Raw genomic sequence first — 17,322 nt, 5'->3', positions numbered from 1 at the left:
GTGTTTTGCTGTATATGTTCTTAAATAGGACAATAGTAATTGAGTTTTACATTGTATGAAAAGAAATCAATATTAAAAAGTAAAGTTAATATTAAGGAGTTTCCTTATGACAGAACATAAGCCAGACATAATGTATGGTACAACAATTATTACGGTACGAAAAGGTGGAAAAGTCGTGATGGCCGGTGATGGTCAGGTCTCTCTTGGACAGACAATTATGAAAGGCAATGCACGTAAAGTGCGTCGTCTTGGAAAGAACGGAGTGGTTATTGCTGGTTTTGCAGGTGCTACGGCAGATGCTTTTACATTACTGGAGAGATTGGAAACAAAGCTTGAACAATATCCTGATCAGCTTATGCGTGCCTGTGTAGAACTTGCAAAAGATTGGCGAACAGATCGCTATTTGCGTCGTCTCGAAGCAATGATGCTCGTGGCTGATAAGAAAGTAACTTTGGCTTTAACAGGGCTTGGTGATGTCTTAGAACCAGAAGATGGGGTTATGGCAATTGGCTCTGGAGGAAATTTTGCTCTTTCAGCAGCGCGTGCACTCATGGATTTGGATTTGGATGCAGAAACTATTGCTCGTAAAGCTATGGCTATTGCCGCTAAAATTTGTGTTTACACCAATGATCATTTTACGATTGAAACATTGGATGCAGAATTATCTTCTTTAGAGAAAGCTATTTAAATGTGTGTTGTATTTTCCCCTCGTGAGACTGTTTCTGAACTTGATCGTTTTATTATTGGCCAAAATGATGCCAAACGCTCTGTAGCTATTGCATTGCGCAATCGGTGGCGTAGGCAACAGCTTGATGAGCCGATGCGTGAAGAAGTTATGCCAAAAAATATTTTAATGATAGGGCCAACAGGTGTTGGTAAAACAGGAATCGCACGTCGATTAGCAAAACTTTCTGGAGCACCCTTCGTTAAAGTAGAAGCGACGAAATTTACTGAAGTTGGTTATGTGGGACGTGATGTTGAGCAAATTATTCGAGATCTTGTTGAAATTGCCATTTCTCTTGTACGTGAAAAGAAACGAGATGAAATAAAAGAAAAGGCTCACGTGAATGCTGAAGAGCGCGTTTTAGACGCCCTTGTTGGTAAAACAGCAAGTCCTGCTACCCGTGATAGTTTTCGTAAAAAATTGCGTGAAGGTGAGCTGGATGAGAAAGAGATTGAAATTGAAGTCGCCGATAATAATAGCAATAGTGCTTCAACCTTTGATATTCCTGGTATGCCTGGGGCACAAATGGGTATTATGAATTTATCAGATATTTTGGGCAAAATGGGCAGTCGTACAAAAGTCCGTAAGACGACGGTAAAGGATTCTTTTAAACCGCTCATTGATGATGAATCTGAAAAACTCCTTGATCAGGAGCAAATTATTCAAGAGGCGCTTCGTGTTGCTGAAAATGATGGTATTGTTTTTATTGATGAGATTGATAAAATTGCAACTAGAGACGGTGGAGCCAGTGCTGCGATTTCGCGTGAGGGCGTTCAACGTGATCTTTTGCCTTTGGTGGAAGGAACAACAATTGCTACAAAATATGGGCAAATCAAAACAGATCATATTCTTTTTATTGCCTCAGGTGCATTTCATGTTTCCAAGCCATCTGATTTATTACCGGAACTTCAAGGACGTTTGCCCATCCGTGTGGAGCTCAATCCTTTAACAAGGGAAGATTTACGACGCATTCTAACAGAACCAGAAGCCAGTTTGATTAAACAATATATTGCTCTTATGGCAACGGAAGAGGTTCATTTGGAAATTACCGATGATGCAATTGATGCTTTAGCAGATATTGCTGTAGATTTAAATGCAAGGATTGAAAATATAGGGGCACGTCGTTTGCAAACAGTGATGGAGCGCGTTTTGGATGAGATTTCTTTTACGGCGCCAGATAAAGCTGGAACATCGTTTAAAATTGATGCTGCTTACGTAAGAAAATCTATTGGCGAGCTTGCTGCGGATATCGATCTTTCCCGTTTTATTCTTTGAAAGTTATTGCTTGTTTTGTTTATCTGCGCGCTTCGATAATTTTGAAACCATGGGCTTGTTCATGTATCAACACTGTGCGGAAAATATTTTTTAATAATGTTTCATAAGGCAGGTGGCGGTTTGCAACAAAAAGCAGACTGCCGCTTGGTTTTAAGCACTTTGCAGCATTTATAATAAAATTTTTTCCTAATGAAACATCTGTCGTTTGTTGTGTGTGAAACGGTGGATTTGAAATGATTGTGTCATATAGATTTGTGATAGGTTCATGTACAAGGTCATGCCAATAAAAATGAATTGGAAAAGGAGCTGTTATGGATTTAAGGTGCCGTTTTGCTGCTCTCAAAGCGTTGTAGTCGGCTTCATAAAGGTCTAGAGCGGTGAGTTTTTCACTTCTTTCAAGTGCAACGTGAGAAAGATAGCCCCATCCAGCACCAAAATCAGCCGTTTTTCCAGAAATAACTTTGAACATATAAGACGCAAGCGCAGCAGATCCTGGATCAATACGTCCGTGTGAGAACATACCAGAAGCGGTTTGAAATTTACCAAAAGTGAGCGGTGGTGAGCGCAATTGCGCAATGTTATGTCTCTCAATTTGTTGAGGAACTTGCACCCAAAATACAAGACCATGATTTTTAGATAATTTATTGGTGATGGGAACAATTGTTTTGACCCATTTCATCATTGAAGCAGCACCAGCAGTTTTATTCCCACTGATTACAATCCATCCATTGGGTTTAACGCATTCTAATAAATCAAGAAAACAATTTTGGTTTAAACCACGATATTTGCTCAAATGTAAAAATGCACCATCATAGCTGAAGGTTTTATCTATTTGAGGAGAGCAGTGAAATTGAGTATCGACAAATTTTAAAAAATCTGGTCGCCAAGGCGTAATAACTCTTAAATTTTGTGCCCATTCTTGAGCTGGGATTTCTGTTAAACCAAAACTTAGCCAACACTGGTTTGGATCAGGATACGGGAGTTCATGATTTTCAAAAGGCAAAAATAATAACACATATGACTCTTTCAAAGAAAAAAATGCCACTCCAATATTGGGATGGCATTTCATGATACGATAAGAAGAAAAACTTACTCTTCTTTTTTCTTACGGCGGCGCTTATTTTCAGGTTGTTTTTTTTCATCCACGCACTTTTCTTCATTTATCGCTTTATCACCGGTGATTTCCTTGCCGGTTGTTTGATCAACGACCTTCATTGATAACCGAACTTTTCCACGCTCATCAAAGCCCATTAATTTAACCCAAACTTTGTCACCTTCTTTTACAATATCGGTTGTTTTGCTGACGCGTTCTGATGCAAGCTGAGAGATATGAACGAGTCCATCACGAGAACCAAAGAAGTTTATAAATGCACCAAATTCTGCAGTTTTTACAACTGTTCCTTGGTAGATAGCACCAACTTCAGGCTCATCGACAATAGAATGGATCCAGCGTTTTGCCGCTTCAATGGTTTTAGCATCAGCAGAAGCAATTTTAATGGTACCATCATCTTCAATATTAATTTTTGCTCCAGTTTGTTCCACGATTTCCCGAATAACTTTACCACCAGAGCCGATAACATCACGGATTTTATCGACAGAAATATTCATAACTTCGATTCGTGGAGAAAATTCACTCAGCTCAGCACGTGCACTGGTTAAAGCTTTCGCCATCTCATTAAGGATATGAATTCGGCCTCCTTTGGCTTGTTCAAGCGCGATTTTCATAATCTCTTCGGTAATACCATCAATTTTGATATCCATTTGCAAGGCAGTAATACCATTTTCTGTTCCTGCGACTTTAAAATCCATATCTCCAAGATGATCTTCATCCCCTAAAATATCAGAAAGAACAGCAAAGCGTTCTCCTTCTTTAATCAAGCCCATAGCAATACCAGCAACAGGGCGTGCTAGAGGAACACCAGCATCCATAAGAGCAAGTGAGGTTCCACAAACCGTTGCCATAGAAGAAGAGCCATTGGATTCAGTGATTTCTGAGACAGCACGAATGGTATAAGGAAAAGATTCTTTCGTTGGCAACATGGGGTGAATTGCCCGCCATGCCAATTTACCATGTCCAATTTCACGACGACCAGGAGAACCAAGGCGTCCCGTTTCACCCACTGAAAATGGTGGGAAATTGTAATGGAGAAGGAATGTTTCCTTATACATTCCCGTTAAGGAATCAACATATTGTTCATCTTCACCAGTTCCTAGCGTTGCAACGACAATAGCTTGTGTTTCTCCACGGGTAAAGAGTGCTGATCCATGTGTGCGGGGTAAAATACTTACTTCTGATTGGATAGGGCGCACGGTAGAAAGATTGCGTCCATCAATCCGCTTTTGGGTATCAAGAATGTTCCCACGAACAATTTTTGCTTGCAACTGTTTAAATACGGTTGCAATTTGATCGGTACTAAATTGACAGTCTTTTTCTGTTTCTGGCATAAATTTATTGAGGATTTCTGTCTTTAGTGCATCAATTGCAGCATAACGTTCTTGCTTATCAGTAATTGTGTAAGCCTTTCGTATATCCTGTTCTGCCATTTTCTGCATCGCTTTTTCAAGTTCAGAAAGATCTTCAGGAACAAAATCACGAGGATCTTTTGCAGCAACTTCAGCAAGCTTTATAATGGCATCAAGGACAGGTTGAAGGCCTTGGTGACCAAACATCACGGCCCCCAACATGATATCTTCCGGTAATTCTTGTGCTTCTGATTCAACCATCAAAACAGCACTTTCTGTTCCAGCAACAACAAGATCAAGTTTTGATTCAGGCATTTCATCGATATGAGGATTAAGAACATATTGTCCATTACAATAGCCAACGCGTGCACCAGCTATAGGTCCCATGAAAGGAACACCTGACAGGGTCAATGCGGCAGAAGATGCAATCATCGCAAGGATATCGGGATTGTTTTCGAGATCATGCTGTATAACGGAAACAATAACTTGTGTATCATTTTTATATCCCTCAACGAAAAGGGGACGAATTGGGCGATCAATCAAACGTGAAACCAAAGTTTCATTTTCACTTGGTCGACTTTCACGTTTTAAATAGCCTCCAGGTATTCTACCAACAGCATAGAATTTTTCTTGATAATTAACAGTGAGTGGAAAAAAGTCCTGGTCTGGTTTTGGGTTTTTGGCCGATACAACGGTTGCTAAGACAATAGTTTCTCCATAGGTAGCAATCACTGCACCATCAGCTTGACGCGCTATTTTCCCTGTCTCAAGGGTGAGAGGACGCCCAGCCCATTCAATTTCTATCTTGTGCGTTTTGAACATTTTTTATCCTTAATGACCAGTGTTTAAATCTTTGATTGCTTACATTCTGGTTGTGCGCAGCATATTTGCAAGTTTTGGGGTGGAGAACAAATTACTTCCTTTGTTGCGAGAAGAGAGAAGTAAATCGCATTAAATGTGAAACGATGAGCAGTCCTATCCCATAATAACTTATCAGTTTTTAAAATTTTTAATTAAAAGCAACACATTGAAAAAATGGGTGGTTTTTTTAAATACCACCTCCATTTTTCTTTTAGCGACGTAAACCTAACTTCTTTATAAGTGTCTGATAACGATTTTGGTCAACTCCTTTAAGATAATCAAGAAGACGCCGGCGTTGAGACACCATCTTCAAAAGACCACGACGAGAATGATTATCCTTTTTGTGAGATTTAAAGTGGTTTGTTAAATTAGAAATACGTTCAGAAAGTACAGCAATCTGTACTTCTGGTGATCCTGTATCACCAACTTTGTTTGCGTATTCTGCGACAAGAGCTTGTTTACGTTCAGCTGTAATCGACATCGTATTATCCTTTCCAAAAACGAAGAAACATAAAGTCACCCATAGCCGAGATGTCGTTCAGCTAGGGTCTGTGAGAAAACAGGAAAAGTCGAAGACTCTTACCTAATTTCGTTCTTATATAGGAAAGAAGGTTAAAATACTAGTCCTTGACAGCATTTTGAAGTCTTTCTTTAAATAAAAGCTTTTGTTTTGAAATATTGATTTAAATAGAGTTTTATGAGAAGTTTTTTAAACAATTATGCATCCTTTTGATACAAAGATTATGAGCGTGTGTGTGTGGTAACAAAAGTGATAAATACCGTTGGAGGAAAAAGATGCAGAGCATTTCAACATTAAAACTTTTTCGTAATTCGGTATTTCGAAATTTATGGTCATCTACTCTTATTTCTAATTTAGGGGGGCTGATACAAGCTGTTGGAGCAGGGTGGTTAATGGCGTTGATTAGTTCTTCGCATTCCATGGTTGGGCTCGTTCAAAGTGCCACAACATTACCACTTGTTATGTTTTCTTTGATGGCAGGGGCATTAGCTGATAATTTTAATCGGCGTCAAATTATGTTGTGTGCACAGATTATGATGATGGTCATATCGATGAGTTTATCTGTTTTAGCCTATATGGGATTTCTAACACCTTGGCTTTTGTTATGTTTTACGTTTTTGATTGGATGTGGCACAGCTTTTTATAATCCTTCTTGGCAAGCAACGATAGGAGATATTGTGAGCAGGGAAAATATTCCTGCTGCTGTTAGTTTGAATAGTGTTGGCTTTAATTTGATGCGGAGTGTTGGTCCTGCTATTGGGGGTGCCATCATTGCAACTTTAGGGGCATCGGCTGCTTTTTTGTTTAATGCTATAAGCTATATTCCTCTTATTGGTGCGTTGTTTTTCTGGAAGTCGAATTATGAAAACAACTCATTGCCACGAGAAAGGCTGTTAGGAGCTGTCTCAGATGGTTTGCGTTATGTTGCGATGTCACCTAATCTCCTGAGCATTATGGTTCGAGCGTTCCTTTTTGGTATAGGAGCAATTTCTATTTTAGCACTTTTGCCAATTGTTGCGCATAAAGTTCTTGGAGGAAGTGCCCTTCTTTATGGTACATTGCTTGGTTGTTTTGGGTTAGGAGCCATGACAGCAGGCATTATTAATGCAGTTGTACGGCATCATTTTCGTTCAGAAACAATTATTGCAAGTGCATTTATTGGTTTCGCCTTTTCTTGCTTTTTATTGGGAATCAGCCGTTCACTGATTATAAGCCATATTGCTTTATTTCCTGCAGGTTTATGTTGGGTTTTGGCCTTATCATTGTTTAATACATCTGTACAACTCTCTACACCACGCTGGGTTGTTGCACGTTCTTTAGCTCTTTATCAAACGGCATCTTATGGGGGGATGGCTATTGGAAGTGCAATCTGGGGAGGTTTAGCTGATGGTTATTCTCCAACAATTGCTTTGAGCGTTTGTTCTTTATTCTTGATTTTTGGTGCTCTTGCAGGGGTAAAATTTAGAATTCAAGAAATTCCTCAGATAGATTTAAATCCTCTTGATCATTTTAGAGAGCCGGAATTATTACTCGACCTCAAAGCAAGAAGTGGCCCGATCATGATAATGATTGATTACCAAATTCATGAAAATGAACTCGAAGAGTTTCTCAAAGTGATGACGCGTCGACGCCATATTCGATTACGTGATGGTGCGCGTCAGTGGGTCCTTTTACGAGATCTTGAAAGACCTGAATATTGGACAGAGGCTTATCATATGCCAACATGGGTAGATTATTTACGCCATAATCATCGTCGTACAAAAGCAGATGCAGAAGTCAATAAGCGTCTGCGTCATTTAAATTGTGCTCCTAACGGTATAAGAGTGCACCGCATGATTGAACGCCAAACAATACCTCAAGCCAATGAGATGCTTTTAAAAGTTTCCTCTGATCATCTCCCTTAGGGTTAAAACAGTTTTTGTAAATATTAAATATGTTAATATTATTTCGATCAATTTGTTAGCTTAATCATAACAAAAAATTGCTGTTTCAATAGTTAATAAATTGATTTATAACGGTTATTTACAATTTTTCATGTTGAGTGATAGTTCTGAAAGTCTTAAGCTTTTCTCGTTTCAAATCTATTTAGAGTAAATCAGTCCACATCTTCGCTTGCACATTACAAACGAGGGCTAAAGTGTGAGTAAAAATGATTGAAAAAGAAATAAAAAGCCTCTTATGAATCCCTTCAAATGCAAGGATTATTGCGACATTAAGAGGAAAAAGTGTGTGGTGGTGTTAGCTTATAGCACTGACTTAAATTTTGATATGAATACGGTAAATATAGACAATGAAAAGCACCATATTTTTCTTAATTGATAGAGAAAAATATCTTTTCGCAAAAGGTGGTTGTGGAAAAGAATCGATTAAATTGTGAAAATCCGCTTTGGTTTAAATAGACCTTTGTCGAGAATGCCAATAGCAAGAAGTTGTTCCTTATAGAGGACACAAATTTCCTCTTCATCAAGAGGTACTTTGTGATGATTCAAGAGGATAGAATGACCCTTGATAATTCTCTGTGCTTGAGTTTCATTAAGGATATAGTGAGGGAGGCAATCTAATGCGGCACTTGTGTCAATTAAGAGCCCATCGAGTGTTGAGAAGTTTTTTTCAAAAGAACGATTATTTTCATCTGTAGTGTTTTTATTTGGCGGAATGGCCGCTTTTAGTTCCTCCCATGTAATGAGATCTTCTTCATCAAAAGGTGCGACGGCAATACGTCTTAAATCAGCAATATGCCCATAGCAACCGAGATCACGTCCCATATCGCGTGCTAAAGAGCGCACATAAGTTCCTTTTCCGCAGGTTATTTCAAAGACAGAATGCTCTTTGGTAGGCATTTCTAATAACTTGAAAGTTTCTATTTCCACTTCACGGGGCGGAATTTCAACAACTTCCCCTTCACGCGCTAAATCATAGGCACGATTTCCAGCAATTTTGATTGCTGAAAATTGTGGAGGTGTTTGCAAAATAATACCCGTATATTGAGGAAGAAGAGCAAGTATTTCTTCTTGTGTTGGACGTATGAGAGAAGTTTTCGTTATTTCTCCTTCTAGATCATCTGTTGAGCGCTCTTGCCCCCAAGCAATATGAAAACGGTAAGTTTTTTTGCCTTGCATCACGTAAGGAACGGTTTTGGTTGCTTCGCCCAATGCAATAGGAAGGAGACCAGAAGCAAGAGGATCAAGTGTACCCGCATGTCCTGCCTTTTGAGCATGAAAGAGCCATTTGATTTGTGAGACAGCTTCTGTTGATTTCATTCCTTTTGGTTTATCAAATATGACCCAGCCAGAAACAGGACGCCCTTTTTTCTTGTGTTGCCGCGCCATATCTTTAATCCTCATCTGTATCACTATGGTGAAGATCGCGTGCAACCTCAGGCGAGCGAAGGAGGGCATCAATTTTTGAAAAATTATCAAAACTATTATCAAGCCGGAAACGCAGTTCTGGCATATATTTCATTTGTCGCAACGCATGACTGATTTCTCCACGGAGAAAACGACTATGTTTATTGAGGGTATCAACAACATCAGTATGAGAAGCATTTTTAAGAGTGCTGAGAGGTGATACAAAGCAAGTAGCAATTTTTAAATCTGGTGACATGCGTACTTCAGAGACAGAAATAACAATATCTTTTAAGATATCATCAAGCAAAATATCACGCTGTAATATATGCGCTACTGCATGACGTACTTGCTCTGCTACTCTAAGTTGCCGTTGTGATGGTCCTGCATTTTTCATCAAAGTTTTATCCTTGCTACAAGATCTCTTTTTTTGACCATTTAGATAAGGAAAAAAAGATATTGTGTATAAAATCTAATAACTTTTTCTCATTTTATAACAGAATAAGGTTATTGGATTATTTTATAATGTGCGATTAATATGTTCGATACGGAAGGTCTCAATGATGTCCCCTGCGCGCATGTCGTCATAATTTTCAAAGGCTATTCCACATTCTTGACCACTTTGCACTTCACTGACTTCATCTTTAAAGCGTTTGAGTGTTTTCAGCTTTCCTTCGTGAATAACGATATTATCGCGGATAAGGCGAACACCGGCTCCTCGTTCTATTTTACCTTCTGTAACACGACATCCTGCAACTTTTCCAATTTTTGTAATGTTAAAGACTTCTAGAATTTCAGCATTACCAAGGAAAGTTTCACGCTGTTCTGGTGAGAGTAATCCAGACATGGCAGCTTTGATATCGTCAACAAGATCATAAATGATGTTATAATAACGAATTTCAATTCCTTGTGTTTTAGCAAAATCACGTGCCTGCTTATTGGCTCGAACATTAAAGCCAATTACAGCAGAGTTAGAAGCTTCCGCAAGAGAAATATCACTTTCGGTAATTCCGCCAGCACCAGAATGTACAATACGCGCACGAACCTCATCATTTCCGAGTTTTTCCAATGCTGAAGCAATTGCTTCAATTGATCCTTGCACATCCCCTTTTATAATAAGAGAAAACTCCTTAACACCAGTCGTTTGCAATTTTGTCATCATCTGTTCAAGAGAACCACGCGAACCAGTTTGCCGCGCAACAGCTTTATCACGTGCTAATCGTTGACGATATTCAGAAATTTCACGTGCTTTTGCTTCATGTGTGACAACAGCAAAACGGTCTCCGGCTTGTGGTGTTCCTTGCATGCCTAAAATTTCAATCGGTGTAGAGGGAACGGCTTCTTTGACATGGCGGCCATGGTCGTCAATCAAAGCACGCACACGACCCCATTCATTTCCGGCAACTATAATATCAGAAGGGTGTAATGTACCTTTTTGAACAAGAACTGTTGCAACAGATCCACGTCCGCGATCCAATTTGGCTTCAATGATAACGCCCTCTGCAGTTCGTTGAGGATCTGCTTTCAGATCAAGCATTTCAGCCTGAAGAAGGATAGCTTCGAGAAGTTTATCAAGATTTTGACCAGTTTTAGCAGAAACTTCAACGTCCAAAGTTTCACCGCCCATAGTTTCAACAAACACTTCATGTTGTAGAAGTTCTGTACGTACTTTTTGTGCATTCGCAGCTGGTTTATCAATTTTGTTGATAGCAACAATGATAGGTACACCAGCAACTTTCGCATGATTGATTGATTCAATCGTTTGGGGCATAACACTATCATCAGCGGCTACAACGAGAACAGCAATATCAGTAACACGAGCTCCACGTGCACGCATAGCCGTAAATGCAGCATGACCAGGTGTATCAATAAAGGTAATTTTTTGACCGTTTTGTTCTACTTGATAGGCACCAATATGCTGCGTAATACCTCCTGCTTCGCCAGAAACAACATTTGCTTTACGAATAGCATCCAAAAGAGAAGTTTTTCCGTGGTCAACATGGCCCATAATGGTTACAACAGGGGGACGCTGCTGCATGTTTTGAGGATTATCTTTTATATTAAAGATACCTTCTTCTACGTCAGATTCTAAAACACGTTTAACAGTATGGCCAAATTCAACAGCGATGAGTTCGGCAACATCTGCATCAATAACATCGCCAGGTTTCATCATTTGTCCTTGTTTCATCAAGAATTTAATCACATCAACAGAACGCTCCGTCATACGTTGTGCGAGCTCTTGAATGGTAATCGTTTCAGGAAGAACAACTTCGCGAGAAATTTTTTCTCTTGGTTCTTGATTTTGTGCACGCTTAAACTTTTCCTGTCTACGCCGCATTGCAGCCATTGAGCGCCCACGTGCGTTTCCTTCTTCATCCAGTGCACTATTCAGAGTTAGCTTTCCGCGTCGCCGCTCATCAGCTCCTTTGACAACTTTTGGTACACGTATTTCTGATTTAGCAGGATTAGCACGTCGACTATGCCGTTCTTCCTCTTTATTGTCATCTATTTTGCGTTTTTCAATCACGGTTGTGTTTTTAGGCGCAATAGGAATATCTGTCTGTTCAATGAGAGGGGGAACAGGTGGAGTCTGTACTGGTGATATTTCTTCTTCTTGTTGGAGATGTATTTCTTTTTCTTTACTTTCTTGCTGTAAAATTTCTTCACGCTCTTTAGCGCGTCTTGCTTCTTCTTCGGCTTGTTCTCGCGTTATTCTTTCTTGGATATGTGCTTCTTCTAACGCGCGAAGTCTCGCTTCCATTTCAGTTGATGAAAGATTGCTTTTGGCCACAGATTCTTGAGGCTTTTTTCCCTCAAAACGCGGTTTAGAACGCTGGGGGGCCACATGCGGCTTTGTAATGGGCTGTAGGGTTTCAGCTTTTTCATCAGGTCGCGTAATTTTACGCCGTTTGGTTTCGACAACGACAGCCTTCGTACGGCCATGACTAAAATTTTGTTTAACCGTGCTCGTTTCCAAGACAGACCTCTTGAGAGTTAGTGTCTTCTTGACGGTTGTTTTGTCGTTGTTATTTTCACTCATTGTACTTCCTTCACGGCTTGTGCCGTCATCTCACTAGACTTACTATGCTTGTCGTCACGATAGCTGATCAATTTACATGTCGTTTTGAGAAATCCTTCAGCAGCCTTTGTGTCCAGTAAGGCCGCGTGCATTACAGGATTAGAGCCAAAAGCCACTCGCATTTCATCACTTGTAAATAAAGATATGGTTTTTATAGTCCGATTTGTTTGTTGTTGTATTGAATGGATGGCCTGTGCAATTTTTCGTTTCCCATCTTCTGTTGTTTCTTTAGCATGAAGTACAAGAATAACTTTACCAGAGCGGATAGCAGCGTCAACCTTTGTTGCTCCCATAACAATTGCTCCCGCTTTTCGTGCCATGGAAAGGCTTGAAAGAGCGGCTTTTAGTAAAAGCGTATCAATAACATGCACAAGATTTGGTGCAACCTCAACATCTGTTTTAAAATTTCTATGAAAAGCTTTCTGTTTTATTGCTTTCTCAATAACAGCGTGATGGGCGGAAATCCAAACGCCACGCCCTGGTAAATTCGCTTTAAGATCAGGAACAATTTGGTTATTGGGACCAATAACAAAACGGATCAGCGTTTGTGCTGAAGCATTTTTTCGGGTCACAATGCAAGTCCGTTCATTCATTTAAAGTGTATCCACATCCAAATCATCTATTTTTTCATTTTCTGTAGAATTTTCATCTTCTACAGGATTTTCTGTAACAAGATCAGCTTGGTCTATCCAGCCTGCTTGTACACGTGCGGCTAAAACCATAGCTTCTGCATCTGCGCGTGTAATGTCAAAAGGGGTTAAAATACCAGAAAAATTCTGTGTTTGACCTTCTTTGCGTTCTCTCCAACCAGCTAAATCATCAACGGCATAGCCAGCAAAGTCTTCTATCGTTTTTACACCATCCTCACCTACAGCAACCAACATAGCACTTGTCATTCCAGGAAGTGTTCGCAATTCGTCAGAAACTCCGAGCTTCTTGCGTTTTTCATCAAGTTCTTTTTCTTGATGATCAAGATATTCGCGGGCACGACTTTGGATTTCAGCGGCGGTATCATGGTCAAAACCATCAATAGAAGCGATTTCTTCAAGATCAATATAGGCGATTTCTTCAATAGAAGAAAAACCCTCTGATGCCATAACCTGTCCGATCATTTCGTCAACCTCTAAGGCTTCCATAAACAATTTACTCCGTTCAGTAAATTCTTTTTGACGATTTTCAGATTCTTCCTTTTCCGTTAAAATATCAATGTTCCATCCTGTTAGCTGTGAAGCCAAGCGAACATTTTGCCCACGTCGTCCAATAGCAAGGCTAAGTTGATCATCTGGCACAATAACTTCAATCCGTTCAGCATCTTCATCAAGGATAATTTTAGAAACTTCAGCAGGTTGCAGTGCATTAACGACAAATGTTGCCGCATCAGGCGACCAAGGAATAATATCAATTTTTTCGCCTTGTAATTCAGCAACAACAGCTTGTACACGACTTCCTCGCATTCCAACGCATGCTCCAACAGGATCAATGGAACCATCGCGTGAAACAACGGCGATTTTAGCCCGTGAACCTGGATCACGAGCTACAGATTTGATTTCTATAATACCATCATAAATTTCTGGCACTTCCATAGTGAAAAGTTTTACCATAAATTGGGGATGTGTGCGTGAAAGGAAGATTTGCGGCCCACGCGTTTCACGGTGTACATCATTGACAAAAGCACGAATGCGATCTCCATAGCGGAATGATTCACGAGGAATTAATTCATCACGGCGCACAATAGCTTCACCGCGCCCTAGATCAACGATGACGTTACCATATTCCACACGCTTAACTGTACCAGAAATAATTTCACCAACTTTATTTTTGAATTCCTCATATTGCTGATCACGCTCTGCGTCGCGTACTTTTTGTACAATAACCTGTTTAGCAGATTGTGCTGCGATACGTCCAAAATCCATAGGAGGTAAAAGATCAGCAAAAAAATCACCAATTTTTGCTTCTGCTTGATGTTTGAGAGCATCAGACAAAGTAATTTCCGTTGTATAGTCTTCAACGACATCAACGATTTTAAGCAGGCGCTGTAATTTAATTTCACCTGTTTTAGAATTGATTTCAGCACGGATATTGGTTTCTTGACCATAACGAGAACGTGCTGCTTTTTGAATAGCATCAGCCATCGCAGAAATGACAATTTCACGGTCGATTGACTTTTCACGTGCAACAGCATCTGCAATTTGCAGAATCTCAAGCCTGTTAGCGCTTGTAGCCATCAATTTTCTCCTTCTTTGTGCCACACGATGGGTATTCCCCTGTGATATTATTTTTTGAAATTGAGCGTCTGTATAGAGTCGTTAGCGTTCTCTTCGGCAATGAATTGTTGACTTAAATCTTTATTTTGTTTCAATGCATCGCGAATAAGCTCATCGGTAAGCACTAAATGTGCATTTATGATATCACAAAAGGAAATAGGGGTATACATGGCTTCTCCATAAGCAGCTTTATCAGTGTTTAAAATAAATCCATCTTGCGTGATATTTGTAAGTGTCCCGCGAAATTTTCGGCGCCCATCAATTATTATTTTTGTTTCAATTTTTGCAAGATGCCCTTGCCAATGAAAAAAATCAGATTTTCTTACCAATGGACGATCAATTCCAGGTGATGAGATTTCTAAATGATATTTGCGTTCAATAACATTTTGGACATCAAGGAGTGGGGAAACAGTTCGACTAACAGTTTCACAATCTTCTATGGTCATAGAACCATCGGCACGTTCAACCATAATTTGAAGTGTTAAACCATTTTGACCAAGGAGTTTTACACGAACCAAACGAAAACCTAAAGGTTTAAGTAGTGGTATGACAAGAGCAGCAACCTGTGCTTCGATACCCTCTTCTTCAAACAAGCGCGGTTCGTCAAGATTGCTTATTTTTTCAGCTTCGTTCATACATTTTATCCAAGTTGTTTTCATCAGTTTTATGATATTAAAAAAGAGCGGGTCCAACGGCCCACTCTTCATCATAAGACCAAGAATTTAACTATTGATACTCTTAAATTCAAAATTTTTCAAGTTGTTTATGAGAAAAGCGCTTGATCATTTATTTCTTGATAAAGGTAAGATAGGCAGGCGTTCGTCCTTCGCGTAAAGCTTTTGCTTCATAGCGGGTTCCACTCCATAGTGGATAAGGGAGTTTCCAGTCTTGAGGGCTTTCTGCTTTCCATTCAAAGTGATCATGTTGTGCACAATGGTACAAAGTCCAGTTTACATAACTGTCTATATCGCTAGCAAAGCGAAAAAATTTCCCTATTTTAAGAACACGAGCAAAACGGTTAAGATTTTTTATGTTGATGAAACGTCGTTTCCAGTGTTTCTTTTTCGGCCAAGGATCAGGATAGAAGAGGTCTATTCCATCAAGCGAGTTATCAGGGAGCCAATCAAGGAGGCGTGTAGCATCATCATTATAGAGGCGAAGACGATTTTGATGGTTTTGATGCTGTTCAAGAGACAACAATATTTTTGCCATGCCATTGATAAAGGGCTCGACGCCGATAAAACCGGTTTTTGGAAAATATTCCATTTCATGAAGTAAATGTTCACCTCCACCAAAGCCGATTTCAAGTCGAATTTCTCTTACTTTGCTTGAAAATAAGGATGTAAGGTTTGAAGGAGGAGGAACATTTAAATCAATATTAAAATTGGGGAGAAGCATTTTTATACGTGTAAGCTGACTGTTTCGAAGTTGTTTTCCTTGTCGGCGTCCAAAAAATGCTTCACTCTTACGTATATTATGTTTAATCATGGGATTTGGATCATTGTTTGAAGCGTTTTCACGAGATCAGTTTTTTCCCATGAAAACGAACCATCGTTTTTTGGTTTACGACCAAAGTGACCATAGGCAGCTGTTTTTGCATAAATAGGTTTATTGAGGTCAAGATGTTTTCGAATGCCGGTAGGTGAAAGGTCCATTATTTTGCGGATGGCTGCTTCAATAACTTTTTCATCGACTTTTCCTGTTCCATGAAGATTAAGATAAATAGATAAAGGTTGTGCAATACCAATTGCATAGGAGAGTTGAATGGTGCATCTCTCTGCTAAATGAGCAGCAACAATATTCTTAGCCAGATAGCGTGCCGCATAGGCAGCAGAACGATCAACTTTTGTTGTATCTTTTCCTGAAAAAGCACCGCCTCCATGGGGTGCTGCACCTCCGTAAGTATCCACAATAATTTTGCGTCCCGTTAATCCGGCATCGCTTTGAGGTCCTCCAATAACAAATTTTCCTGTTGGGTTAATATACCAACTGCATTGAGCTGCAATGGGAATGTCATGTAAAGCTTGGCGAATGTAAGGCTCAACCACTGTACGTACTTTATTGGAATCCCAGCTTTCATCAAGGTGCTGCGTTGAAAGAACGATGGATGTGACCTCTATTGGTTTTCCATTTTTATAGCGTATGGTTATTTGGCTTTTAGCATCTGGTCCTAATTTTCCAGTTTCTCCCTCTCCTTTATGTCGGGCTGCGGCAAGAAGTTTGAGAATTTTATGCGCATAATAAATTGGTGCAGGCATGAGATCAGGTGTTTCACGGCAAGCATATCCAAACATGATGCCTTGATCACCTGCTCCTTCTTCACCGTGCCGATCCGTAGCATTATCAACCCCTCTTGCTATATCAGCTGATTGGGGGCGCAAAAGAACATCAATTTTAACAGTTTTCCAATGGAATCCTGCTTGTTCATAGCCAATGGTACGAATAGCACGGCGCGCTGCTGTACGAAAACGTGTAGGATTAATGAGTGGAAAGCTAGTTTCATCGTAGATGAATTCTTTATTTTTATCTTTTTTTAATAGCGTATCGGGAACACGTACTTCACCAGCGATAACAACACGGTTGACACTGACGAGCGTTTCACAGGCAACGCGTACTAACCATGGATCAGTACCAGTCTTTTCAGCTTCTTTATAGATCATATCAACGATTTCATCGGAAATACGATCACAAATTTTATCAGGATGTCCTTCCGATACCGATTCGCTCGTAAAAAGATAATCTTGATGCGGCATAGGAACTCCTTCAAAAAAGAAAACCAACGATTTAATTAA

The 17,322-nt window shown here is 39.8% G+C and carries 14 protein-coding genes; 3 read left to right on the top strand and 11 right to left on the bottom strand.

Annotation, left to right across the window (positions count from 1 at the left end):
• The first annotated feature begins 106 nt into the window (after positions 1-106).
• Together hslV and hslU are read left to right on the top strand one after the other, a co-directional pair.
• Positions 107-688 (top strand): ATP-dependent protease subunit HslV, encoded by a 582-nt coding sequence (gene hslV, locus ACFILN_RS08110; RefSeq protein WP_012754621.1) that lies wholly within the window; start codon positions 107-109, stop codon positions 686-688.
• Positions 689-1,999, top strand: a complete 1,311-nt coding sequence (gene hslU, locus ACFILN_RS08105) for an ATP-dependent protease ATPase subunit HslU (protein WP_375631079.1) — start codon at positions 689-691, stop codon at positions 1,997-1,999.
• Between the two features lie 19 nt (positions 2,000-2,018).
• Here hslU and ACFILN_RS08100 read toward each other — a convergent pair whose 3' ends face one another.
• From ACFILN_RS08100 to rpsO, 3 genes are all read right to left on the bottom strand, one after another.
• Positions 2,019-3,014, bottom strand: a complete 996-nt coding sequence (locus tag ACFILN_RS08100) for a class I SAM-dependent methyltransferase (protein WP_375671250.1) — start codon at positions 3,012-3,014, stop codon at positions 2,019-2,021.
• 74 nt (positions 3,015-3,088) lie between these two features.
• Positions 3,089-5,284, bottom strand: a complete 2,196-nt coding sequence (gene pnp, locus ACFILN_RS08095) for a polyribonucleotide nucleotidyltransferase (protein ID WP_375671248.1) — start codon at positions 5,282-5,284, stop codon at positions 3,089-3,091.
• A gap of 250 nt (positions 5,285-5,534) precedes the next feature.
• On the bottom strand, positions 5,535-5,804 hold the full coding sequence (rpsO, locus tag ACFILN_RS08090) for a 30S ribosomal protein S15 (RefSeq protein WP_005774142.1): 270 nt from the start codon (positions 5,802-5,804) through the stop codon (positions 5,535-5,537).
• Between the two features lie 314 nt (positions 5,805-6,118).
• Between rpsO and ACFILN_RS08085 the strand changes: the two genes are divergently transcribed.
• Positions 6,119-7,747 (top strand): MFS transporter, encoded by a 1,629-nt coding sequence (locus ACFILN_RS08085; RefSeq protein ID WP_273790593.1) that lies wholly within the window; start codon positions 6,119-6,121, stop codon positions 7,745-7,747.
• Positions 7,748-8,209: 462 nt separating this feature from the next.
• On the opposite strand, the gene truB is transcribed toward ACFILN_RS08085, so the two are convergent.
• From truB to metK, 8 genes are all read right to left on the bottom strand, one after another.
• Positions 8,210-9,172, bottom strand: a complete 963-nt coding sequence (truB, locus tag ACFILN_RS08080; protein ID WP_375643393.1) for a tRNA pseudouridine(55) synthase TruB — start codon at positions 9,170-9,172, stop codon at positions 8,210-8,212.
• A gap of 4 nt (positions 9,173-9,176) precedes the next feature.
• Positions 9,177-9,584: a 30S ribosome-binding factor RbfA gene (gene rbfA, locus ACFILN_RS08075; protein ID WP_375637598.1), complete on the bottom strand. Its 408-nt coding sequence runs from the start codon at positions 9,582-9,584 to the stop codon at positions 9,177-9,179.
• 123 nt (positions 9,585-9,707) lie between these two features.
• Positions 9,708-12,227, bottom strand: coding sequence for a translation initiation factor IF-2 (infB, locus tag ACFILN_RS08070; protein ID WP_273790590.1), 2,520 nt, complete (start codon positions 12,225-12,227; stop codon positions 9,708-9,710).
• Positions 12,224-12,859 (bottom strand): RNA-binding protein, encoded by a 636-nt coding sequence (locus ACFILN_RS08065; RefSeq protein ID WP_273790589.1) that lies wholly within the window; start codon positions 12,857-12,859, stop codon positions 12,224-12,226. The genes infB and ACFILN_RS08065 overlap by 4 nt, the downstream gene beginning before the upstream one ends.
• Positions 12,860-14,491: a transcription termination factor NusA gene (gene nusA, locus ACFILN_RS08060; protein WP_375631074.1), complete on the bottom strand. Its 1,632-nt coding sequence runs from the start codon at positions 14,489-14,491 to the stop codon at positions 12,860-12,862.
• Positions 14,492-14,538: 47 nt separating this feature from the next.
• On the bottom strand, positions 14,539-15,189 hold the full coding sequence (rimP, locus tag ACFILN_RS08055; RefSeq protein WP_273790647.1) for a ribosome maturation factor RimP: 651 nt from the start codon (positions 15,187-15,189) through the stop codon (positions 14,539-14,541).
• A gap of 127 nt (positions 15,190-15,316) precedes the next feature.
• Positions 15,317-16,018 carry a tRNA (guanine(46)-N(7))-methyltransferase TrmB gene (locus ACFILN_RS08050; RefSeq protein WP_375631073.1) on the bottom strand — a complete coding sequence of 234 codons (702 nt, stop codon included), beginning with the start codon at positions 16,016-16,018 and terminating at the stop codon, positions 15,317-15,319.
• Entirely contained in the window at positions 16,015-17,283 is a 1,269-nt protein-coding gene (gene metK / locus ACFILN_RS08045) for a methionine adenosyltransferase (protein WP_273790586.1), read from the bottom strand. Before metK ends, ACFILN_RS08050 begins: the two co-directional genes overlap by 4 nt.
• Positions 17,284-17,322 lie beyond the last annotated feature (39 nt).

The organism is Bartonella sp. CL434QHHD (assembly GCF_042195145.1).
Lineage (GTDB): Bacteria > Pseudomonadota > Alphaproteobacteria > Rhizobiales > Rhizobiaceae > Bartonella.
This window is presented reverse-complemented; position numbering and strand designations above follow the sequence as displayed.